Raw genomic sequence first — 20,176 nt, forward strand, 5'->3', positions numbered from 1 at the left:
GGCGGCAGTTGCCGAGCCTGTCACCGCCACCTCCTCATCGGGATTCCGACTGCCCGATTACAGCGGAGGGCGGTGAACGGACACCATCGGGCGGAAGAATCGCGGGCGACGCCCAGGTGCCGTGTCGTACACAGCATCTGGGACCGAGGTGTGCGGTTCTACCGTCCGGTCAGGGACGAGTACATCGCGACGAGGGCACGGTTCGCGGCGGCCGCGGTCGACTCGTCGGCGGACAGCATGCGCAATGCCCGCCGCAGCAGCACCGGGTCCAGATCGTCGAGGGCCGGCGCGCCGCGCGGAGCGGGCAGCGCGGGTAGTTCGAGCGCGTCACCGTAGGGGTCGGCGGTCTCGTCCACCTCCGCGGTGCCGGACTCGACTCCGCCGATCAGGGCGTCGATGCTCAGGCCACGCACGGTCAGCAGGTCACGCGGGTGTTCGTCCAGGCGTTCGGCCAGCAGGCAGACGACAGCGATCGCGTGTTTGCACGGCCAGCCCGGATCCGGGCAGCTACAGCCGAAGTCGATATCGGCGGCCGTTTCCGGCACCAGGTGCGGGGCGAGTTCGCGGGGCAGATCCCCGGACACGATCCGCGCGAGCATCCCCGGCGACGCCCGGATCACCTCGACCACCAGTTCCACTTCCTCCGGCCGCAACCGGCGGATCTCGCAGGTGGTGGTGAACGGTCGCGGCTGGCTGCCCTGCACCTCGGCGGTGACCACGCCGGGTTCGATGCGGTAGCTCACCACCTGTCCCGCCCGCGCGTAGGTGCGCCCGCGCGCGAGGCGGCCCGGGTCGGCGAGTCGCTCCATCACCTCGAGCAGCGCCTTGCCCCAGAAGGTCCGGGCGAAGCCGCCCCGGCGGTTGCGGGCCGATACCCCGCCGGTCACCGGCCGCCGTTTGCCGTATTCCGCGAAATCGACCATTACTCACCCACCGCCTCGGCGCCGAGGGTGAACAGCCGGGCCAGATCGTCGTCGCCGAGTTCGGTGATCCAGTTCTCCCCCACCCCGACCGCGAGATCGGCGAGTTCGCGTTTGCCGGTGATCATTTCGTCGATCCGCTCCTCGATCGTGTCGACGCAGACCAGTTTGCGCACCTGCACCGTGCGCTGCTGGCCGATCCGGAAGGCCCGGTCGGTGGCCTGGTTCTCCACCGCGGGATTCCACCAGCGATCGAGGTGCACCACATGGTTCGCGGCGGTCAGGTTCAGGCCGGTACCACCGGCCTTGAGCGAGAGCAACATCAGCGGCGGACCGTCGGCCTGCTGGAAGGCCTCGACCATCCCGTCGCGCCGTTTCTTCGCGACCCCGCCGTGCAGGAAGGGGATCCGGCTGCCGAACCGCTCCGCGAGATACGGGGCGATGAGTTCACCGAATTCGCGGAATTGCGTGAACAGCAGCGCCTTCTCGCCTTCGGCGAGGACGGAATCGAGCACATCCTCGACCAGCGCCAGTTTCCCGGAACGATGCGCGCCCCGGCGCAGTACGGCGGAGGAATCACCGAGGAAATGGGCGGGATGGTTGCACACCTGCTTCAACCGGGTCAGGGCACCCAGCACCGCCCCTTTCCGGGCCATTCCCTTGGCATCCCGCAGTTTTTCGAGCATATCCTCGACCACGGCCTGATACAGCGCCGCCTGTTCGACCGTGAGATTGGCCCGGACCGTCATCTCCAGTTTCTCCGGCAGATCGTCGATCACGGCCGGGTCGGTTTTCACCCGGCGCAGCAGGAACGGCGAGGTGACGGTGCGGAGCCTGGTGACGGCGTGCTGGTCGTTCTCCCGTTCGATCGGCACGGCGAAACGGGCCCGGAAGGTCTGCGGGCTGCCCAGCAGTTTCGGCACGGCGAAATCGAACAGTGAGCGTAGCTCCTCCAGCCGGTTCTCCACCGGGGTGCCGGTGAGCGCCAGCCGGTGCCGGGCCGGCAGCGCCCGCGCCGCGCGCGCCTGCCGGGTGGCGGCGTTCTTGATGTGCTGCGCCTCGTCGAGCACCACCCGTTCCCACTGCTGCCGGGACAGATCGGCGATATCGCGGGCGAGCAGCGCGTAGGTGGTGATCACCAGATCGCTCCCGGCCAGGGCCGCGTCCAGCTGCGCGCCCTGCGCCCGGCCCGGCCCGTGATGTACCAGGACCCGGAGATCGGGTGCGAACCGTTCGGCCTCCCGCTGCCAGTTGCCCACCACCGACATCGGGCACACCAGGACCGTCGGTCGCGGCGCGGTGTCCCGCTCGCGTTCGTGCAGGAGCAGGGCGAGGACCTGGATCGTTTTCCCCAGCCCCATATCGTCGGCGAGGATCGCCCCGCAGTTCAGCCGGTTCATCGTCGCCAGCCAGGCGAGACCGCGTTCCTGATACGGGCGCAGTTGCGCCTTCAGCCGGGCCGGCGCCGCCACCGGTTCCTGCGCCCGGCCCGGGTCGAAGAGCGCGGCCGGCCAGCCCTCGGCGGTGACCTCGGTGAGCGGAATCCGGCCCGCCGGGTTCCCGGCGATCTCGCCGATCAGATCGGCGAGGGTGATCTCGTCGTCCTCGCTGTGCATGGCGACGAATTTCGCGGCCGCGGCGAGAACGCTGTGGTCGGCCTGCACCCATTCCCCGCGTAACCGCACCAGATCCGATTGCGCCGTGATCAGCTGCCGCATCTCGGGCTCGGACAGTACGAGGTCGCCGAGGGCGAGTTCCCAGCGGTAGGACACCAGCCCGTCCAACCCGACCGTGCTCTGCGCAGCGGGCACCGCCGCCCCGCTCACCCGCAATCGCAGGCTCGGTTCGGTGATATTCCAGGCGCGCGGCAGCAGCAGCGGGATCCCGGCGGCCGACAGTGCCCGCGCACCGTGCGCGACCAGGTCGGCGACCACTTCGGTCGGCAACAGCAGGTCGAGACTGTGTGGGTCGGCCGGGACATCGCGCAGCCGCGGATAGGCCCGCTGGGCTCTGCCCAGCCATTCCAGCCCGGTCCGCACCTCGTCCGGGATTCCCGGTACGGGGATCGGCCGCGGCGCCGCGCCGTCGGAGCGCAGACAGACCTCCAGCCGCCACAGCGCGGAGTCGGCGGGTGTTTCGGCGAATTCCCCCTCGGGTTCCCGCAGCCGCAGCACCAGTTCGGCCTCGTCGGCCGACCGTGTCTCCCGCCATTGCCGCAGGACCTCGGCGGCCTGGTGGCTGCCGGTCTCCACCGGGACATCGGCGGCCAGCGCGTGGACCAGCGGATGCGGATGGCTGTCCACGGCGAGCAGTTCGCGCACCATCGGATCAGTGAGTTCGGTGACCATATCGTCGAGCACCCCAGCCGGATCACCCGCTACGCTCAGCGCGGGCGGTACCAGCGACGCGAGTTCGGCGAGCCAGGCCCGCTGGCCGGAACTACCGGCGAGCCGCCAGCGAGCCCACCACCGGCCGTCGTCCCGCCGCAGTTCGGGGACGACCATCCCGGCCCGTATCCAGCGTTCGAGACCGTAGGCGATATGCGCCAGAAACCGCAGATCACCGGCCACGGCGGCCGACGGCAGCCGCTGCCGTAGTGCGGCGGCCGCGGCGGCGGGCGCGAGCGCATGAGCCCGGACGACCTCCCGGCGCGGGCCGGCCTCGTCGACGATCAGTACCTCGGCGCGGTGCCGGAAACGCGACTCCGCCAGGACCGAGCCGAGCAGCCCGCCGACCGGCGCGGCTTCGACCCCCGGCGCACGCCACAGCAGCAGCCCGGACCCGGGCGACCACAGTCCGTGCAACATGGCCCCATCAAATCAGCCCGGTCCGACACGCGGAAACCGCTCCCCCCGCGGCTCGGGCGCAACGGAACCCGGCGCCGCCCCGGCGCGCCCGGCGTTATGTCTGGATTTATCCACCCGGACGGCACATACTGGGAATATCCGCTGGTCACCGCCGATATCCGCGATCCACGCCCGCCGGGCGGAGCCCGGATCGGGCGTCTTGCGCTGCCACCATCGGCGACCCCGCGCGGCAGGCGGCGCACACGGCCCCGGAACAGCGGTCCCACAGCACACAGCGGCGTTATCCGACAGCGGAGGGCAGCAGCATGACAATTCTGCTCCAGGTTCTCGAGCAGAGCTACACGCCGACCACACCCTGGGAACGGCGCAAATTCACCTTCGTGGATGCCGGCAAGATCGTCGGGATGCGGTTGGACGGCCAGTGCGGCGTATGGCTGGATCTGTCCCGGCCCGGTGAATCCCAGCGGCTCGCGCGCACCGAGCGGCCCGAGGACGCCATCGCCTTTCTCCTCGCGACCTTCGCCAAGATCGCCGAGTGCACCGACAGCGGCGGTTCCTGGGTGATCGGCCACGACGGAGTGCATATCGAGTCGCTGGCCGCCACCCGGTTCCCGCCCCGCACCAGCGGCGTCGACAACGACGAGTTACTGGCCCGCGCCTGGCTGTGAGCCGACGCCGGCGATAGTTGTCGGTGCGGTCCGGTATACCGGTAACCGTGATGACACGGGGGAAGATTCACGGGGTTTCCGCATTTCTCACCGCCTGCGTTCTGCTCGCCCTGCTCGGCGGCTGCGCGCTGGTCGACGGGTACCGGCCGGCGCCCGGCAGTCCCGGGCGGGCGCAGCTCGAACAGCTACTGGCCGCGGTGCGGGTGGTTCCCGAACGTCCGCATACGCGCGGGTACGAGCGGGACTGCGGGGCCGGTCAGGGGTGCGTCTTCGGTCCCGCCTGGTCCGACGATCACGACGGCCCGGGCGGTCACGACGGGTGCGATACCCGCAACAACGTCCTGGCCCGTCAGCTCACCGATATAGGATTCCGGCCCGGAACGCGCGGCTGCGTGGTGCAGTCCGGCACCCTCGCCGATCCGTATACCGGCACCCGGCTCGTCTTCACCAGGCAGAACGCCCAGCAGGTTCCCGTGGACCACATCTATCCACTGGCCGCCGCCTGGGATATGGGCGCCGCGGCCTGGCCGGCCGCGCAGCGTATCCGCTTCGCCAACGATATCGACTACAACCTGCAGGCCACCGATCGTGCGACCAATACCGCGAAAAGCGACAGCACGCCCAGCGAATGGTTACCGCCGTCCCGGCCCGGCCACTGCTATTACGCGGGCAAATACCTCACCGTGGCACTCCGGTACCAGCTACCGGTGACCGGAGCCGATCACGCGGCACTCCGGAAGATCGCAGCACGCTGCGGGTGAGCTGTATCCCTCGAGCGCGATCGAGACCGGCGATCGTCAGCACACCGAACGCGGAGGACGGAGCGCAGGCGAAGGTCGCGACCGCCTCCGGGCTCGACTCGCTCAGGCGCCGGTGGCCACGGGACGTTTTGTATCGTGCGCCCACTGCGACCAGGAACCCGGATACAGCGCCGCCTCCACGCCGACCACCGCGAGAGCCGCGATCGCATGCGCCGCTGTCACCCCCGACCCGCAGTACACCGCGACCGGTTCGCCGCCCAGTTCACCGTAGCGCCGGCGCAGCAGTTCGGCGGGCAGGAAACACCCGTCCTCGTCGAGGTTCTCGCTGGTCGGGGCGCTGACGGCACCGGGGATATGCCCCGCGCGCGGATCCACCGGCTCGTGTTCGCCGCGGAACCGCTCGGCGGCCCGGGCATCCAGCAGCACCCCTTTCCAGCGGGCGGCGGCGTCGGCGTCGATCACCGGCAGCCGTCCGGGTTCGAGGTCGATATCGCCGAGCTCCGGATCCGGTTCCACGCCGGTCGCCAGCTCACCACCGGCGCGCAGCCAGGCGGGGAGCCCGCCGTCCAGGATGCGCACATCGGCGATCCCGGCCCAGCGCAGCAGCCACCACGCCCGGGCCGCCGACATACCGCCGAGAGCGTCGTAGACGACGACCGGATCGCCGGCGCGCAGTCCCCAGCTGCGCGCGCATTTCTGCAGCTGTCCGGGGTCCGGCAGCGGATGCCGGCCGAGTGCCGGAGTGGGCAGGGCGGCGAGTTCGGTGTCCAGATCGACGAACACCGCCCCCGGGATATGGCCGTTCTGGTAGTGCTGCGGCCCCTCGGGGTCACCGAGTTGCCAGCGGACATCCAGCAGCCGCAGGTTCTTTTCCGTTGATTCCCGGAGTTCTTCAGCCGAGATCAGTACCGCGTTCAACGCAGCTCCTCGTCCAAGATTCTGGAACAGATTTCGTCACCGTACGCGGCATGGCAGGTGACGTCCACGCCAACCCCGGAATTCGCCGGCCGGTGTCCGGGCTCGGAGGGGCTCAGATCCGGGCGAGCAGGGTCAGCGGATCCTCCAGCAGTCCGGCAACCGTGGCCAGGAACCGGGCCGCCAGTTCACCGTCGATCATGCGATGATCGAAGCTCAGGGTCAGCGTGACCACCGACCGCACAGCCAATTCGCCGCGAAATACCCACGGCCGCCGGGTAACCGCGCCCACGCACAGAATCGCGGCCTCACCCGGATTGACCAGCGGTGTTCCCGTATCGACCCCGAAAACACCGACATTGGAAATGGTGAATGTCCCGCCGCGCAGATCGGGCAGATTCGCCCGGCCGTCACGGGCGGTCTGCGCCAGCCAGCCGATCTCCCGGCACAGCTCGCGCAGGCTCAAGGTCTGTGCGTCCTTGATATTCGGCACCAGCAGTCCGCGTGCGGTGGCAACAGCGATACCCAGGTTGACGTAGTACCTGGTGACGATCTCCGAATTCGCCTCGTCCCAGAAGGTGTTGATGCCCGGATACTCGGCCAGGGCGGCGAGCACCGATTTCGCGACCAGCGCAAGCGGTGTGGGGGTGAGCCCTTCGAAGGATTTGGTGGCGCGCAGATGTTCCAGCAGTTCCAGCGACGACGTGATATCGACCGTGCTGGAGGTGGACGCCTGGGGAATGGTACGAGCGCTGGCCGTCATCGCCGCCGCGGTCCGCTTCCGCACCCCGGAGATCGCGACCCGCTCCTCGCGCACCGAGCCGCCCGCCCGCTGCCCGGCCGGCGCGGACTCCTCGGTATCCCGCTCCCGGGAATCGGGTTCGGACACCGGAACCGCACCGCGGACATCCGCGACAGTGACCGCCCCTTCCGGCCCCGAACCGGCCACGTACCAGAGGTCGATCCCCAACTCCCGAGCCAGCTTCCGCGCTCCCGGCGTAGCGGCGACCCGCCCACCGGCGAGGCCCGCCTCGGCCGCGGCGATCCCGCCCGGCTCCCGCGGCGCACCGGAGCGTTCCCCGGACCCCGCGGTGACCGGCCCGCCCGCGCCGATCACCCCATCCTCGTATTCCACCGCGGAAGACGACCGGATGTCGTCGCCCGGCGATTCGCCGGTGGCCGCCCGCCGACCTCCCCGGCGGCGCCGCGATACCTGCTCCTCCGCCGGTCCGTAGCCGACCAGCACCGCGCTGTGGCCGTTACCGCCCGGCCCGGGAGCGGCCGTGCGGATCCGCAACAGCGGCGCCCCGACCTCGACGGTCGCGCCCGGCTCGGCGAGCAGTTCCACCACCGTTCCGGCGAACGGGGACGGTAGCGCGACCACGGCCTTGGCCGTCTCCACCTCCGCGATGGTCTGGTTCAGTTCGACCTCGTCGCCGACCGCAACGGTCCAGTTCTGCAGTTCGGCGTCGGTGAGTCCCTCGCCGAGATCCGGTAGCCGGAACTCCAGGATCTCACCGGATTCGGCAGTAGGGGCGTCGTCCACGATGGGCACCTCCGGCTGGCGTCTGGGTGGCGACGGCACCTCAGGCGGCAAGCGTTCGATCGACCGCCGCCAGGATGCGGTCCGGGTCGGGCAGATGATGCTTCTCGAGCTTAGCCGGAGGGTAGGGAATATCGAACCCGCCGACCCGGCCGACCGGTGCTTCGAGCTGATAGAAACAACGTTCGGTGATCCGGGCCGCGATTTCCGCGCCGATCCCGCCGGTGACCGGCGCCTCGTGCACCACCACCAGCCGGCCGGTCTTGTCCACCGATTCCGCGATGGTGTCGATATCCAGCGGCGCCAGACTCCGCAGGTCGATGATTTCAAGCGAAATCTCTTCTTCTGCAGCAATTTTCGCTGCGGACAGAGCGGTCGCGACCGTCCCGCCGTAGGCGACGACGGTGGCATCCGAACCCGGCACGCAGACCCGCGCCCGGTCCAGTGGCAGCGGATCCGGCGCCGCCGGGTCGAGTTCGGCTTTGTCCCAGTAGCGGCGTTTGGGTTCGAAGAAGATCACCGGATCGTCGAGCGCGATGGCCTGGCGGATCATCGTGTACGCGTCGGCGGGGTTACTCGGCGACACCACCCGCAATCCCGCGGTATGCGCGAAATACGCTTCCGGCGATTCGGAATGATGCTCCACCGAGCCGATCCCGCCGCCGAACGGGATGCGGATCGTGAGCGGGGCACGCACCTTGCCTCGTGTCCGGTAGTGGATCTTGGCCACCTGCGACACGATCTGGTCGAACGCCGGGTAGACGAAACCGTCGAACTGGATCTCACACACCGGCCGGTAGCCGCGCAGCGCCATCCCGAATGCCGTGCCGACGATGCCCGATTCCGCCAGCGGCGTATCGATCACGCGGCGGTCGCCGAAATCCTTCTGCAGCGTATCGGTCACCCGGAACACACCGCCCAGCCGGCCGATATCCTCGCCCATCAGTACGACCTTGGGGTCGTCTTCCAGGGCAGTGCGCAACCCGGCATTGAGCGCCGCGGCGAATGTGCTGATCATGAGCGCACTCCTTCCTCGAGCGGTGCGGGATCCGCGGCCAGGTATTCGGCGTAGTCCCGGCGTTGGGCGTCGATGAACGGATGCGGGGTCGCGTAGACGTGGTCGAACAGCTCCAGCGGGTCCGGATCGGGCATGGCGAGGGTGGCCGAACGCACCCGGTGCGCCACCTCGTCCGCCCGCTCGTCCACCCGGCGTTGCGCGGCCGAGTCGAACAGGCCCTCCCGTTCCAGCAGCCGGCGTACCCGCAGGATCGGGTCGCGGCGGGCCCATTCCTCGGTTTCCGCGGCGGTGCGGTAGCGGGTGGGGTCGTCGGCGGTGGTGTGCGGGCCCATCCGGTAGGTGATGGCCTCGATGAACGACGGTCCCCCGCCACCGCGGGCACGTCCGGCCGCCCGGCGGGTGACGGCCAGCACGGCCAGCACATCGTTGCCGTCCACCCGGCAGGCGGGGAGGCCGTGCCCCACCGCGCGCTGGGCGATCGGGGTCGCGCTCTGCAGTTGCACCGGTTCGCTGATCGCCCAGTGGTTGTTCTGGCAGAAGAACACCACGGGGGCGCTCCAGGTCGAGGCGAAGGTCATGGCCTCGGCGATATCGCCCTGGCTGGTGGCACCGTCCCCGAAGTAGGCGATGGTGGCGATCTCGGCGCCGTCGAGATGGGCGGCGTAGGCGTATCCGGTGGCGTGCAGACCCTGCGCACCGACCACGATCGCCGGATTGGTGATGTTGAACTCGTCGGGGTCCCACGACGAATGCGCTACTCCCCGCCACATCGCGGTGAGCGCCCCCGGGTCGACCCCACGGCAGTAGGCCACGGCTGTTTCGCGGTAACTGGTGAACACGTAATCGTCGGGTTGCAGGGCGTGCGCCGAACCGACCTGGGCGGCTTCCTGCCCCTGCAGCGGCGCCCACAACCCGAGCTGTCCCTGCCGGGCCAGCGCGACCGCTTCGCTGTCGATCCGCCGGCCGACCACCAGATCTTCGTACAGCTGCCATAGTTCGTCCGGCCCGATATCGGCGACCAGGGCCTGATATTCGGGGTTGTGCACCCGAGCGCCGTCGGGCTGGATCAACTGAACCGGATACTCGGTTGTGCCGGGCATCGGCCTCGCCTCCTCACGCGGGTCACGCAGTGATGTGGCCTACACCACATAGCATCCACGCTTATGCGAGCTGCGCAAGTCTCGATCCAGCAACTGAGCATGGTGCACAGTATTCTTCCCCCTAGGGCTGTCATACTGCGCTTCATGACCAGTCGAGACGCTCCCGAGCCGGTATTGGACTCCACCGACGCCCGCCTACTGCTGGAACTGACCACCAGCCCCCGCGCCACGGGTGTGGAACTGGCCGCCCGGCTCGGCCTTTCCCGCAATACCGTGCAGGCCCGGCTGGCACGCTGGGAAGCCGCCGGCGTACTCGGCAGTTTCGAACTCCGGGTGCGACCACGCGCCCTGGGGTACCGGCTGTCGGCGTTCGTGGCGGTCGTGGTCGACCAGCATCGCCTGGATGCGGTGGTCGGCGACCTGGCCGAGGTACCGGAGGTGACCGAGGTCTACGGAATGACGGGTCCCACCGATCTCACCGTCCGGGTGGTCGCCCGCGATACCGACGACCTCTACCGGATCGCCGGACAGATCCTGCGGATCCCCGGCGTGGTCCGCACCAATATGTCGCTGGTCATGCAGGAACTGGTGGGTCCGCGAACCGAACCGCTGCTGAAACGCCTGGCCGAGCCGGACTGAAGCACACTTCCCAACCACCCACGCCCCATTAAGCGACATACGTAGGCTTGTGTCTCAGTAAGGGGTAGGGTGCCGATATGGAGCTTTCAGGCACAGTAACCGACACTTTCGCGGGCCGGACCGCCATCGTCACCGGCGGCGGATCGGGTATCGGCGCGGCACTGGCCCGCCGCCTGGCCGGCCACGGCGCGAAGGTCGTCGTCGCCGACCTCGACCCCGCCACCGCGGCGAAGGTCGCGGGCGAGATCGGCGACGCCGCGGTCTCCACCGGCGGCGACGCCGCCGACCCCGAGGTGATCCAGCAGCAGATCGCCACGGCGGAATCTTCCTTCGGCCCGGTCGACTTCTATTTCGCGAACGCCGGCATCGGCGGTGGCGCGGGCCTCGACAGCACCGACGCGCAATGGTCGGCCGCCCTCGAGATCAACACCCTGGCGCATATCCGCGCCGCCCGCCTCCTGGTCCCCCGCTGGCTGGAACGCGGCAGCGGCTACTTCGTCAGCACCGCCTCGGCCGCGGGCCTGCTCACCCAGCTCGGCTCCGCCCCGTACTCGGTCTCCAAACACGCCGCCGTCGGCTTCGCCGAATGGCTCTCGATCACCTACGGCGACAAGGGAATCGGTGTCAGCTGCGTCTGTCCGATGGGTGTCGACACGGCACTGCTGCGCGAAGGAATGATCCCCGAGAACAACGCCGAAGCGGGCCGGCTCGCCATCAACGCAGTGAAATCCGCAGGCACGGTCCTCAGCCCCGAAGAGGTCGCCGACACCGTCCTGGCCGGGGTCGCGGCCGGCGAATTCCTGATCCTCCCCCACCCCGAAGTCCTGCAGATGTACCGCAACAAAAGCTCGGACTACGACCGCTGGATCCGCGGAATGCGCCGCTTCCAAGCAGCCCTCGAAAACCCCACCACCTGACCCTCGACTTCTCTGCCACCTCGGTGGTTACGGCCTGGACAGCGACTCAGGGACAGTGCCCAAGGTGCGCACCAACGGATTAAAGGAATGCGGCAGCCTTGGCGATTTCGCCGGGGGTGCCGAAACGCCGCATGGGATTATCCGCGACCCGCTCGGCTTTGAACTGCTCGGCGGCCGCTGCGGTCATCGTAATTTTCCAGAATTCCCGTATCGATGGGGCCGGGACTCATCGCGTTGACCCGGATCCCGCGCGGGGCCGAGCGTGGTTTGCGAGCGACCGGTGATCACCACACGGGCTCCACCTTCCGCCAGCAGCTTCGCCAGCGCGAACCCCATACCGCTGCTACCGCCCGTGATCACCACATTTTGGTCGCTGTATTCACCCATGCCGGGATATCTCCGTTCTCGTCTCGAAATTCGTTCAGCCACGGGGAATTCGCCGCCGTCGACAACGAGACTGCTCCCGGTCAGCCAGCTTGCCCGCTGGGACACGAGGAACAGCACCGCGTGGCAATATCGTCGGGCCGGCCGTCGCGACCCCAGCGGTGGCGCCGTGTTGCCCTGGCCCGGTCCAGCATCCAGACGCGCCCACTACTCTCGCGTTGCTTCCCCGCCGGGGTGGCGGTTCTGCCGGGAGACACGGTGTTGACCCGGATTCCGAACGGTGCCAATTCCGCCGCCAGTCCCCGGCTGTAGTTCTCGAGAGCCGCCTTCGCCGTCGTGTAGTGCAGGAACGGGGGCGCCACAGTGGGAACCGCGGCAGAGGAGATGTGCACGATCATCCCCGAACGCCGTTCCCGCATCCCCGGCGCCAGCAAGGAGTCCAGCCGCACCGAAGCCAGAAAGTTCAGGTCCAGTGCGTCCTGCCACGCCTCGTCCGGTATCGCCAGCGCGCCCTGGTACGGGCCCGCCCCGCCCGCGTTGTGGACCAGGATGTCCACCCCGCCGAACGCCTCCTGCGCGGCCGTGGCGAGCGCCGCCGCGCCTGCCCGCGTCCGCACGTCGGCCGCCACGAAGACAGCACCCTCCGGCACCGCGCCGGTCGCCGATCTGGCGGTGGTGAGCACCTCGGCACCCGCGTCCAGAAGTTGACGGACAACGGCCGCCCCGATTCCGCGAGTGCCACCCGTCACCAAGGCCCGCTTACCCGAGAGTTCCCTTGTTCCGGAACCGTTCTCGATCGTGCTCATGCCAGCAGTCCTCTCGATTGCGTATTTGTCGGCTCGACGGAAAAGAGACCGATATGCCTTGGAGCGCGATTCTTCGGAGAAACCGCGATAAACACCTCGCCGAGCTGTTTCACGGTATGCCCGCAAAAGAACGAGAGGCAAAGACGAAAATCGAGTAGGCGCCATAGGAAATTCCTATTCCCACCCCGCCCTTCGCTCGTGGCCCACGCAGTTCGCGGTTCGTCCATCAGCAGCTCGGCCGGCCCGATCACGGCGGCGCGGATCCGTAGTGACGACGGCGCGAGGCGCTCTCGACCATCGCGCCCACCAGGCCGGACTCCACCAGTAACGCCAGCTCCTCGCTGGAAGCGCCGAGTAGTTCCGGAATACCGAGGCACTCACCGACCCGGCCATCGGTCCACACCGGTGCCCACGACCCGTCGCGGTATTGCAGCCAGTGCGCGGGCTGTTCCTCCCGCAACATTCCCAGCACGGTGCGCAGGCTCATCGTGCTGTTCCCGGACTGCGAATGCCCGCGGCAGGGCTGGGAGAGGGCCCGGAGATACCAGCGCGGAGTGGACCGATCGTCGCCGGCCGACACCGTTCGCTTTCGATGAGTACGTTATCCATCAATTGTCCGATCTCGATCGCACAGCGGAAGTATTCAGACGCCCGGTACCGCGATGGGCCCGCGGAGCCGACCCCGTCCACCGGGAGCGAGGACAGCACACCATCGGTGGCGATACCATGGAAAGCCCAGCGTGAGCAGACATTCGAACCTGCGCAAAGCCGCACGATCAGGTGCGCGGGTGCGATAGAAAAGCGTTCAGATTTCCCGCCCGGCCGGATTCACGAACGGGCACCTCCGCATTCACATTTCAGGAGCGTCAGATGACTGAATCCCCGACCCTGCTTCGCCGCCAGCTCGGGCGGTTCCTCCGCGAGTGCCGCGAAGCCACCGGCATGACAATCGCTATCGCCGCCGCAGAGGCCGAGCTCAGCGCGACCGGCCTGCAACGACTGGAGGCAGGGCATTCCAAAACCCCCCGTACACAGGCTGTCCGGGAGCTGTGCACGCTCTACGAGGTCAGCCCGGACGAGACCGAGCAGGCGGTAAACCTCGCCGTCAAAGCCGCGAAAACGGATGATGAGGGAGTCATCACGCTGGGTGGCATGTTCAGCGATGCCTTCAATCTGTATGCGGGTATGGAGCGTTCGGCCCGCCGGATGATCACCTTTCAACAGTTGGTTCCGGGCTTGCTGCAAACCCCGGGGTATGCCCGCGGTCTGGTCGAATCGTTTCTCGGCGACGGAAGCGCCGATGACATCGAGCAGCGCGTTCGGACCCGACTGAAGCGCCAGGTGATGGTGACCCGCAAGTACAGTCCCCTCCGGCTCGACGTTCTACTCCACGAGTCCGCTACCCGCCACGTGATCGGATCACCGGCGATCATGGCCGCTCAGATGAGAGAGCTGGCCGAGGTCAGCAAACTGCCAAACGTGACTGTACGAGTACAGCCGTTCTCAGCTGGATCGACATGGGGCATGCTGCCGGGCGCGTTTATCATCCTCGACTTCGGGACCGATAGACGCGGCAACCTCATCGAGCCACCTGTCGTCTACCTCGATGGAGCGATGAGCGGTGATCTGTACATCGAGAACCAGGAGATCGTCGAGCGATACCATGGCTTGGCCGAACATATTCAGCGCACCACGTTGGACGAGGTGGAGACACGAAGCCTGCTCCGGCGGGTAGCAAGGGAGTACGACCGTGACTGATGACCTAACCGAGGGTCGCTGGTTCAAGAGCAGCTACAGCGAGACTACTGGCCAATGCGTCGAGGTCGCCCATCTCAGCGGGGGCAGGGTCGGTGTCCGCGACTCGAAGAATCCGAGCGGCCCTGCCCTGACCTTCGGTCCTGCCGAGTGGGACGCATTCACCACCAGTGGACACTGCGGCGAATTCGACCGCCCGAACAGCTGAAATAGCCCTCGCTGGACCCACAGACGACGCGGTCCACGGCCGAAGCCCTCGAAACGAGTAGACCTCAGATCCGGGGGCTTCGGCATATCCGGTCCGTCCGGCATCTGATAGCCTCTGCGGCAGCAGACCACAGAGCTTGGGGGGCTGACGCCGAATGCGGTTGCACAGGGTATTGACGTCGGTGGCGGCGCTCGCGGTCGCCGGGGCACTGGTCACCGGGTGCGATTCCGCCGGAGGTAACAGCGAATCTGCTCCGACGACCACCAGCGCACTCACACCACTGGGCCTGGAGCCCGAGGCGCCCGCGAGCTATCAGCCGTGCACGGCGGTCACCCAGGACATCCGCGATCAACTGCAACTCAATGCGACCTCGGAGCCTTATCCGAGCGACTACGACGGTCCGGGCGGTCTGAAGTGGCGCGGTTGCACTTTTGTTCGCGTCAATGGGTATGCGGTGGGGATCAGGACAACCAATATCACCTTGCAGTTCGTCCGCGAGAACTGGAGCAACGGCCTGCGGGATTTCACAATCGACGGCAGAAACGCGACCTCGGTACACAAAAGCGACGAGCACGGGTGCACAGTCAACGTCGAAATGCGAGGCGGCAGCCTGGATTTCAACCTCGACAACCCGGTCTCCAACAGAGACACCGGACACCTCGACTCCTGCCAACTCGCCACCGAGGTAGCCGAACTCGTGGTCCCCACCCTGCCTGCCGGAGCCTGACCACTGCATAAGCCATGATCCACAGCCGTATCAGCCGGAATCTCGACTCAGGGGGGGCACATGACCGATGAGAACGCAGGCGAACGCCCGCTGGCGAACCTAATCACCGAGGCTCAGGAAGGCCGCATGTCGGTACGGCTGACCCCTGAGGAGTTCGTCAACATCAATCGGGATTGCGATCGTTTCAAAACCCACATCCGTCAGATGCAGGAGCGAGCGAAGATAATCTCCGAGACACCGGACAAAGCATGGGGCCTCGGCGCCGACAACCCCCTGCTCACCTCGGCGCAGACCATGGTGGCTCGTTTCCGGACGAAGGCCAAAGGCGCCGAGGACGGCAATGACGTCCACGCCATCCTCGAACAGAACTACAAGATCATCGAGGACATCCAGAGCGTGCACAAAATCATCCTGGACCGCTATATGGCCACCGACACCGCCTTCGCCGATGCCGTCCGCCAATACGAATCCGGGCTCGGCGCCCCCGCCCCCATCCAGGGCACACGCCGCCAGCCCGGCATGACCGCATACCTATAACCACCGCGATACCCAGATCACCCGGGGGGAAGAAACTTTGGCCGACTACGAATCACCGCGTATCCCCGGGGGCGGCGAACGACCACGGAGCATGATCCACGCCGATATCTATGCTGCCTTCCAATCCACCCTGCCCGCCGAAGCGCAGAAGCTCGCCGACAGCTACCGGCAGTTGTCCTGGGATTGGGTCGCCGGACTCGAGGTGTTCTCGACCAGTATCAAGAAATCGGTGGCCGCAGCCTGGGAGGGTGAGGCCGCCGATGCCTTCATCGACTCCATCCGTCGCTACGTCGGTCAGGCGGCCTTCCTCGAAACCGAACTCCTCGATCTCGCCAACCGGGTCACCGAGAGCGCATCGTCGGTGGAGACCACCAAACACGAACTCCCGAAACCGCTCGAGGAAAAACACCCGCTCCATATCGATTCGTGGCCGATCGTGGGCACCAACAGCGACCCCAGGATCGAGCAGGCGCAGGAGGACGCCCAGGCGATCATGACGAACAAATACGTCCTCCCGTTCGTCGGCACCGTCGATCCGAAGGTGCCCGTCCTGAGCACGCCGGTGAACCCGACCTCCCCGCTGGATATCGACGAACCCACCACCGGTAAACCCGTCGGCCCGGGCAATGAGACCGATTCGGGTACCGACAACGGAACCGGAGACCCCAACGGCCCCGGCTCGACCGACCCCGAGGAACCCGGAAGCGAAGAACCGGCCCCGGAGGACACCGGGACCGAGGACGATACCGATCAGGAATCTCCCTGGACCTCCGAGCAGACGGAGGCGCCCACCGGTACCGAACCGTCCGATACCGGAACCCCGGCGCCCACCGCGCCGGCGGCCACCACCCCCGCCGGGGTGCCCAGCCCTGGCTCTCCGGCGGGCGCCCCCGGCCCGGGCACGCCGGAGAACCCAGGCCCCGGCCGCACCGTCCCCGGCACGCCCGGCGGTGCGGCGCCGGCCGCCGCGGCCACCGCCCCCGGCACCACGGCGGCCGGCGCACCCCGCGGTATGGGTATGGGTGGTATGCCGATGGGCGCCGCCGGACGTGGTGGGCAGCAGGACGAGGACGCCGAACGCAAGACCCCGGACTACCTGGTGAATATGGAGAACACCGAGGAACTCCTCGGTGAGATGCCGAGAACCCTGCCGGGCGGTCTGATCGGCACGAATCCGGAACCGGAGGACAGCCGCTGATGGCCACGTGGACGATGGACCCGGAAACCTTCGCGGCACTCTGGTACAGCGACGCCAACGATCGCTTCCCGCCACCGCTGAAATATCTGAGCCGGTTCCGCCAAGAAGACGATTTCGCCCGCTTCCGCGACGAGGTCCGCGCCGGCTACGACCGCGACGAACGCGAGGCAATCGCGCTAGCCCTGCACATCCTGTCGAATTCCCGGCTGCGCATCGAAATCCTCGGCTGCACCAACAAACATCGAAGCAGCTCCGGTCCCGAGGACATCAAGGAATACCGCGTCCTCGCCACCGCCGACCACCAGCGCTCGGTCATCGCCTTCCAGGGCGGCCGCGCCGACGAATACGGCGATATCAGCCTCCACCTGCTGGCCCCGGATTCGCTACCCGCACACCTGGTCCGCAGCATCCCGGACTGCCGGCCCGGCCGCGAACCCGCCGCCACCTTCCACCCGCAAGACCTCGAAACCGGCCACAACGCCAACGGCCGCACCACCGCCGCTCGCAGCCCCCGGGAACAATACGAGCGCCTACTCGGCCGCCGCGGCGACGGCTACGGCATCGCCCGCCTCTACCTCGGCCCTATCTACACCCGCCCCGACCCGTTCCGCACGGTCCGCTGGTTCGACGTCACCGCCGACGGTCGCTACACCGAAACCCGGGGCAACCACGTCACGGTCCGCCCCACCACCCGCGACGACCTCACCACCCGCTTCGCCGCCTGGGCCGAGGCCGCGCACACCCGGATCCGCGAATCCGAACCCGCCTGGTGAGCAGCGGCGACGAAATCGCTCCGCTATCCGGAGGCCGCCACAGCCGGGCGCAATCGATATCCAGTGGTCCGAGATCCGCGAGTACCGGTGGGGTTGACGAGTGAATGGGGCAGCGCGCCGGGATCCGCAATGGTGGACCGACTGGTTATCCGCGGTGGAGGAGTACCGCACCGAGCACGGGCACACCGATATCCCGGTGACCTGCCGGACGAGGGATGGCCGGTGGCTGGGTAGCTGGATTTCCGCGCGTCGCAGGGATTTCCGGGAAGGCAAACTCAGCGGCGACGAGGTGGCGATGCTGGCCGCGGTCGGTGTCGACGTGCGAATTCAGGGGCGTGCCGCGCGGCAGCGGACCCAGTCCGCACGCTCAGCGGAGCAGTGGGAACAACGAATAGCGGCGCTGGCTGCATTCCGCGATCGGTACGGGCATCCGGAGGTTCCACAGCGCTATGTCACCGAGGACGGTTTGCGGCTGGGCGGCTGGTTATCGCACTGCCGCGTGGCCCACCGCAACGGGACGCTGGATCCGCGGCGCGCATAACAGCTGACCGAACTCGGCGTCGAATTGGATACCGAGCTCGCCAGGTGGCTGTCGAACCTAGCCGAACTCGCGACGTTCCGTGCCGAGCACGGACACGGCAATGTGCCCTCGCAGTACCGGACCGCCGGCGGAACCTGGCTCGGCGACTGGCTGCGCCGCTGCCGCGACGCCCACCGCGCAACCCGAACTCGTCATAGTCCGACATACCCCGGAGTATGGGTGAGATCGCCCGCGTGCGCACGGGGAGATCCGCGTCGCCAGTCGTCTCTGTACACGAGACCTGCGGCGAGCCGGCCGGTTACTCGTCGCCGGTGACCAGCGTCTGGGCCGCGGTGCGAATGACGGCGGGAATCTCGACCGGCTTCCGTGTCGTCTCGTCCACATAAACGTGCACGAAGGTACCGGTGGCGGCCAGCTCCAGATCCTCGCCGGCCTCCCGGAAGATCGCCAGGTCGTAGGTGATGCTGGACCGCCCGAGCCGGGCAATCCGCAGCCCCACCTGCAGCTGGTCGGGGAAACTCAGCGAGGCTTGGAAGCGGCAGGAGGTCTCCGCGACGATCCCGATGGCGGGCAGCTCACGGATATCGGTTCCGGTCGCATCGATCAGCCACGCGTTGACCGCGGTATCGAAGTACGCGTAGTAGGTCACGTTGTTCACGTGCCCGTAGTGGTCGTTATCGGCCCACCGGGTGGGCACCGGCCAGAGCACCGGATACTGCTTCGTCACCCGGCCGACACTACCGGCCCGGCCCGCTACCGGCCCGGCCCGCTACCGGCGCCGCGGCACCTTGTGGACCCCGCAGGGGGGCCGCGCGATTTTTGTCATGGACGAGCACGGACAGATCTACGCATCGCCGTATCACCTACTCGGAGAATTCTTCGGGAAACTGTGGGCGTTCCGCCCGGCGCCGACGCCGAGATCAGCCTGCCGAGGGCACCTCTGTCACCACGCCGGCTGACCGGTGTTCGCGTGGACTCACCCCGAAGTGCCGTTTGAATGCCGTACTCAGCGCGAACGCGCTGCCGTACCCGACCTTGCGGGCGATCGCTTCCACCGTGTCCTCGGTGCCCTGGAGCAGGTCGGCGGCCAGGTCGAGGCGCCATTCGGTGAGGAAGGCCATGGGTGGTTCGCCGACCAGCTCGGTGAACCGGCGGGCCAGCGCCGCGCGTGATGCGCCGACCTCCTGTGCCAGCGCCGCCACGGTCCAGGCGTGGGCGGGGTTGTGCTGCAACAACCGGAGGGCCTTGCCGACCAGTGGGTCGCCGTAGGCGTGGTACCAGGGTGGGGCTTCTGCACCGGAGAACCAGGTGCGCAGGGTGGCGATGAGCAGGAGGTCCAGCAGCCGGTCCAGGACTACGCCCTGGGCTGGGAGTTCTTTGACGGTTTCGTCCGTCAGCAGGTCCAGTAGCCGATCATCGGAGCGGCCTCGCGGAACGACGAGCATCACTGGGAGAGCACGCAGTAATCGCCGGCTCACCGCACCCGCGTATTCGTAGGATCCGGTGACCATCACCGTTTCCCCGTCCGGGTCATTACCCCATTGCCGCACTCCCAGACTCATCGTCTCGCAGAGCACTTCACCGTCCATGGTGGTGGTGACCTGACCCGGGTTGATGAGAATCTGCGGTTCGGTCCCGGGGTCGTCGGCGACGGTATAGGGCCGCGGGCCCCGGAACACGGCGACATCGCCGGCCGCGATCCGGCGCTGCTCGCCGCCGGTGGTGAGCACCCACGCCGAGCCCCGGACCATCGCCACGAGGGTCAACGGCGATTCGTCCTGAATACGCAGGGACCACGGTGGGCTGAGTACCGAACGCAGCACGAAGGCGCCCCGCGCCCGCGGGCCCTCCAGCAGTGCCGCCAATGCGTCCACCCTGCCAACCCTAATCGCGTGCGAGCCCGGTGGGCTACCAACTCGTGCGCAGGGAGACGTCCAGGCGGAGAAGAACGGCCGGACC

General features: G+C 67.8%; 24 protein-coding genes. 13 read left to right on the plus strand and 11 right to left on the minus strand.

Annotated features, from left to right (window positions below; translation table 11 throughout):
* Window positions 1-158: 158 nt before the first annotated feature.
* Together ACIA75_RS33930 and ACIA75_RS33935 are read right to left on the minus strand one after the other, a co-directional pair.
* A complete protein-coding gene (locus ACIA75_RS33930; RefSeq protein WP_397111159.1) occupies window positions 159-923 on the minus strand; it encodes an SWIM zinc finger family protein in 765 nt (254 codons plus the stop codon).
* Window positions 923-3,727 (minus strand): DEAD/DEAH box helicase, encoded by a 2,805-nt coding sequence (locus ACIA75_RS33935; RefSeq protein ID WP_397111160.1) that lies wholly within the window; start codon window positions 3,725-3,727, stop codon window positions 923-925. Before ACIA75_RS33935 ends, ACIA75_RS33930 begins: the two co-directional genes overlap by 1 nt.
* Window positions 3,728-4,032: 305 nt before the next feature.
* On the opposite strand from ACIA75_RS33935, the gene ACIA75_RS33940 reads away from it, so the two are divergent.
* Window positions 4,033-4,395, plus strand: coding sequence for a hypothetical protein (locus tag ACIA75_RS33940; RefSeq protein WP_397111161.1), 363 nt, complete (start codon window positions 4,033-4,035; stop codon window positions 4,393-4,395).
* A 50-nt stretch (window positions 4,396-4,445) separates the two neighbouring features.
* Window positions 4,446-5,156 (plus strand): HNH endonuclease family protein, encoded by a 711-nt coding sequence (locus tag ACIA75_RS33945; RefSeq protein WP_397111353.1) that lies wholly within the window; start codon window positions 4,446-4,448, stop codon window positions 5,154-5,156.
* A 102-nt stretch (window positions 5,157-5,258) separates the two neighbouring features.
* Here ACIA75_RS33945 and ACIA75_RS33950 read toward each other — a convergent pair whose 3' ends face one another.
* From ACIA75_RS33950 to pdhA, 4 genes are all read right to left on the minus strand, one after another.
* Window positions 5,259-6,074, minus strand: coding sequence for a sulfurtransferase (locus ACIA75_RS33950; RefSeq protein ID WP_397111162.1), 816 nt, complete (start codon window positions 6,072-6,074; stop codon window positions 5,259-5,261).
* Window positions 6,075-6,186: 112 nt separating this feature from the next.
* Window positions 6,187-7,617, minus strand: coding sequence for a dihydrolipoamide acetyltransferase family protein (locus tag ACIA75_RS33955; protein WP_397111163.1), 1,431 nt, complete (start codon window positions 7,615-7,617; stop codon window positions 6,187-6,189).
* Between the two features lie 40 nt (window positions 7,618-7,657).
* Complete coding sequence (locus ACIA75_RS33960) at window positions 7,658-8,632, minus strand: alpha-ketoacid dehydrogenase subunit beta (RefSeq protein ID WP_397111164.1); 975 nt, start codon at window positions 8,630-8,632, stop codon at window positions 7,658-7,660.
* On the minus strand, window positions 8,629-9,732 hold the full coding sequence (pdhA, locus tag ACIA75_RS33965) for a pyruvate dehydrogenase (acetyl-transferring) E1 component subunit alpha (RefSeq protein WP_397111165.1): 1,104 nt from the start codon (window positions 9,730-9,732) through the stop codon (window positions 8,629-8,631). Before pdhA ends, ACIA75_RS33960 begins: the two co-directional genes overlap by 4 nt.
* A 144-nt stretch (window positions 9,733-9,876) precedes the next feature.
* Between pdhA and ACIA75_RS33970 the strand changes: the two genes are divergently transcribed.
* Together ACIA75_RS33970 and ACIA75_RS33975 are read left to right on the plus strand one after the other, a co-directional pair.
* The gene (locus ACIA75_RS33970; protein WP_397111166.1) at window positions 9,877-10,371 is read left to right on the plus strand and encodes an Lrp/AsnC family transcriptional regulator; all 495 of its coding nucleotides are present in this window, start codon (window positions 9,877-9,879) and stop codon (window positions 10,369-10,371) included.
* Between the two features lie 77 nt (window positions 10,372-10,448).
* Window positions 10,449-11,288, plus strand: a complete 840-nt coding sequence (locus ACIA75_RS33975; RefSeq protein ID WP_397111167.1) for an SDR family oxidoreductase — start codon at window positions 10,449-10,451, stop codon at window positions 11,286-11,288.
* 183 nt (window positions 11,289-11,471) lie between these two features.
* On the opposite strand, the gene ACIA75_RS33980 is transcribed toward ACIA75_RS33975, so the two are convergent.
* A complete protein-coding gene (locus tag ACIA75_RS33980; protein ID WP_397111168.1) occupies window positions 11,472-11,675 on the minus strand; it encodes an SDR family NAD(P)-dependent oxidoreductase in 204 nt (67 codons plus the stop codon).
* An 80-nt stretch (window positions 11,676-11,755) separates the two neighbouring features.
* Window positions 11,756-12,478 carry an oxidoreductase gene (locus ACIA75_RS33985; RefSeq protein ID WP_397111169.1) on the minus strand — a complete coding sequence of 241 codons (723 nt, stop codon included), beginning with the start codon at window positions 12,476-12,478 and terminating at the stop codon, window positions 11,756-11,758.
* Between ACIA75_RS33985 and ACIA75_RS33990 the strand changes: the two genes are divergently transcribed.
* A complete protein-coding gene (locus ACIA75_RS33990; RefSeq protein ID WP_397111170.1) occupies window positions 12,477-12,569 on the plus strand; it encodes a hypothetical protein in 93 nt (30 codons plus the stop codon). The two genes, ACIA75_RS33985 and ACIA75_RS33990, sit on opposite strands and share 2 nt — an antisense overlap.
* Before the next feature lie 156 nt (window positions 12,570-12,725).
* Here the strand turns inward: ACIA75_RS33990 and ACIA75_RS33995 are convergent, their stop codons facing one another.
* Window positions 12,726-12,965 (minus strand): hypothetical protein, encoded by a 240-nt coding sequence (locus ACIA75_RS33995; protein WP_397111171.1) that lies wholly within the window; start codon window positions 12,963-12,965, stop codon window positions 12,726-12,728.
* Window positions 12,966-13,348: 383 nt separating this feature from the next.
* Between ACIA75_RS33995 and ACIA75_RS34000 the strand changes: the two genes are divergently transcribed.
* The 8 genes from ACIA75_RS34000 to ACIA75_RS34035 all read left to right on the plus strand — a co-directional run bounded on the left by ACIA75_RS34000 (window position 13,349) and on the right by ACIA75_RS34035 (window position 18,532).
* Window positions 13,349-14,236 carry a helix-turn-helix domain-containing protein gene (locus tag ACIA75_RS34000; protein WP_397111172.1) on the plus strand — a complete coding sequence of 296 codons (888 nt, stop codon included), beginning with the start codon at window positions 13,349-13,351 and terminating at the stop codon, window positions 14,234-14,236.
* The gene (locus ACIA75_RS34005; protein ID WP_397111173.1) at window positions 14,229-14,441 is read left to right on the plus strand and encodes a DUF397 domain-containing protein; all 213 of its coding nucleotides are present in this window, start codon (window positions 14,229-14,231) and stop codon (window positions 14,439-14,441) included. The genes ACIA75_RS34000 and ACIA75_RS34005 overlap by 8 nt, the downstream gene beginning before the upstream one ends.
* Before the next feature lie 154 nt (window positions 14,442-14,595).
* Window positions 14,596-15,168: a DUF3558 domain-containing protein gene (locus ACIA75_RS34010; protein WP_397111174.1), complete on the plus strand. Its 573-nt coding sequence runs from the start codon at window positions 14,596-14,598 to the stop codon at window positions 15,166-15,168.
* Window positions 15,169-15,228: 60 nt separating this feature from the next.
* Window positions 15,229-15,705: a hypothetical protein gene (locus tag ACIA75_RS34015; RefSeq protein WP_397111175.1), complete on the plus strand. Its 477-nt coding sequence runs from the start codon at window positions 15,229-15,231 to the stop codon at window positions 15,703-15,705.
* A gap of 37 nt (window positions 15,706-15,742) precedes the next feature.
* Window positions 15,743-16,903, plus strand: coding sequence for a WXG100 family type VII secretion target (locus ACIA75_RS34020; protein ID WP_397111176.1), 1,161 nt, complete (start codon window positions 15,743-15,745; stop codon window positions 16,901-16,903).
* Window positions 16,903-17,676 (plus strand): ESX secretion-associated protein EspG, encoded by a 774-nt coding sequence (locus tag ACIA75_RS34025; RefSeq protein WP_397111177.1) that lies wholly within the window; start codon window positions 16,903-16,905, stop codon window positions 17,674-17,676. Before ACIA75_RS34020 ends, ACIA75_RS34025 begins: the two co-directional genes overlap by 1 nt.
* A 100-nt stretch (window positions 17,677-17,776) precedes the next feature.
* Complete coding sequence (locus ACIA75_RS34030) at window positions 17,777-18,217, plus strand: helicase associated domain-containing protein (RefSeq protein ID WP_397111178.1); 441 nt, start codon at window positions 17,777-17,779, stop codon at window positions 18,215-18,217.
* 24 nt (window positions 18,218-18,241) lie between these two features.
* Entirely contained in the window at window positions 18,242-18,532 is a 291-nt protein-coding gene (locus ACIA75_RS34035) for a helicase associated domain-containing protein (protein ID WP_397111179.1), read from the plus strand.
* On the opposite strand, the gene ACIA75_RS34040 is transcribed toward ACIA75_RS34035, so the two are convergent.
* Both ACIA75_RS34040 and ACIA75_RS34045 read right to left on the minus strand, forming a co-directional pair.
* Window positions 18,516-18,944, minus strand: coding sequence for an acyl-CoA thioesterase (locus ACIA75_RS34040; protein WP_397111180.1), 429 nt, complete (start codon window positions 18,942-18,944; stop codon window positions 18,516-18,518). The genes ACIA75_RS34035 and ACIA75_RS34040 overlap by 17 nt on opposite strands.
* A gap of 193 nt (window positions 18,945-19,137) precedes the next feature.
* A complete protein-coding gene (locus ACIA75_RS34045; protein ID WP_397111181.1) occupies window positions 19,138-20,091 on the minus strand; it encodes a cupin domain-containing protein in 954 nt (317 codons plus the stop codon).
* Window positions 20,092-20,176 lie beyond the last annotated feature (85 nt).

Origin of the sequence: Nocardia sp. NPDC051750 (genome assembly GCF_044453135.1) — a bacterium.
Taxonomy (GTDB): Bacteria; Actinomycetota; Actinomycetes; order Mycobacteriales; family Mycobacteriaceae; genus Nocardia.

Bases quoted from the DNA above. Each gene is read 5' to 3' on its own strand.
- ACIA75_RS34010 (WP_397111174.1), top strand. From the start codon at position 14,596: ATGCGGTTGCACAGGGTATTGACGTCGGTGGCGGCGCTCGCGGTCGCC.
- ACIA75_RS33995 (WP_397111171.1), bottom strand. From the start codon at position 12,965: ATGAGCCTGCGCACCGTGCTGGGAATGTTGCGGGAGGAACAGCCCGCG.
- ACIA75_RS33980 (WP_397111168.1), bottom strand. From the start codon at position 11,675: ATGGGTGAATACAGCGACCAAAATGTGGTGATCACGGGCGGTAGCAGC.
- ACIA75_RS33985 (WP_397111169.1), bottom strand. From the start codon at position 12,478: ATGAGCACGATCGAGAACGGTTCCGGAACAAGGGAACTCTCGGGTAAG.
- ACIA75_RS33945 (WP_397111353.1), top strand. From the start codon at position 4,446: ATGACACGGGGGAAGATTCACGGGGTTTCCGCATTTCTCACCGCCTGC.
- ACIA75_RS33960 (WP_397111164.1), bottom strand. From the start codon at position 8,632: ATGATCAGCACATTCGCCGCGGCGCTCAATGCCGGGTTGCGCACTGCC.
- ACIA75_RS33990 (WP_397111170.1), top strand. From the start codon at position 12,477: ATGCCAGCAGTCCTCTCGATTGCGTATTTGTCGGCTCGACGGAAAAGA.
- ACIA75_RS34015 (WP_397111175.1), top strand. From the start codon at position 15,229: ATGACCGATGAGAACGCAGGCGAACGCCCGCTGGCGAACCTAATCACC.
- ACIA75_RS33940 (WP_397111161.1), top strand. From the start codon at position 4,033: ATGACAATTCTGCTCCAGGTTCTCGAGCAGAGCTACACGCCGACCACA.
- ACIA75_RS33970 (WP_397111166.1), top strand. From the start codon at position 9,877: ATGACCAGTCGAGACGCTCCCGAGCCGGTATTGGACTCCACCGACGCC.
- ACIA75_RS33930 (WP_397111159.1), bottom strand. From the start codon at position 923: ATGGTCGATTTCGCGGAATACGGCAAACGGCGGCCGGTGACCGGCGGG.
- ACIA75_RS33975 (WP_397111167.1), top strand. From the start codon at position 10,449: ATGGAGCTTTCAGGCACAGTAACCGACACTTTCGCGGGCCGGACCGCC.
- pdhA (WP_397111165.1), bottom strand. From the start codon at position 9,732: ATGCCCGGCACAACCGAGTATCCGGTTCAGTTGATCCAGCCCGACGGC.
- ACIA75_RS34000 (WP_397111172.1), top strand. From the start codon at position 13,349: ATGACTGAATCCCCGACCCTGCTTCGCCGCCAGCTCGGGCGGTTCCTC.
- ACIA75_RS33935 (WP_397111160.1), bottom strand. From the start codon at position 3,727: ATGTTGCACGGACTGTGGTCGCCCGGGTCCGGGCTGCTGCTGTGGCGT.
- ACIA75_RS34025 (WP_397111177.1), top strand. From the start codon at position 16,903: ATGGCCACGTGGACGATGGACCCGGAAACCTTCGCGGCACTCTGGTAC.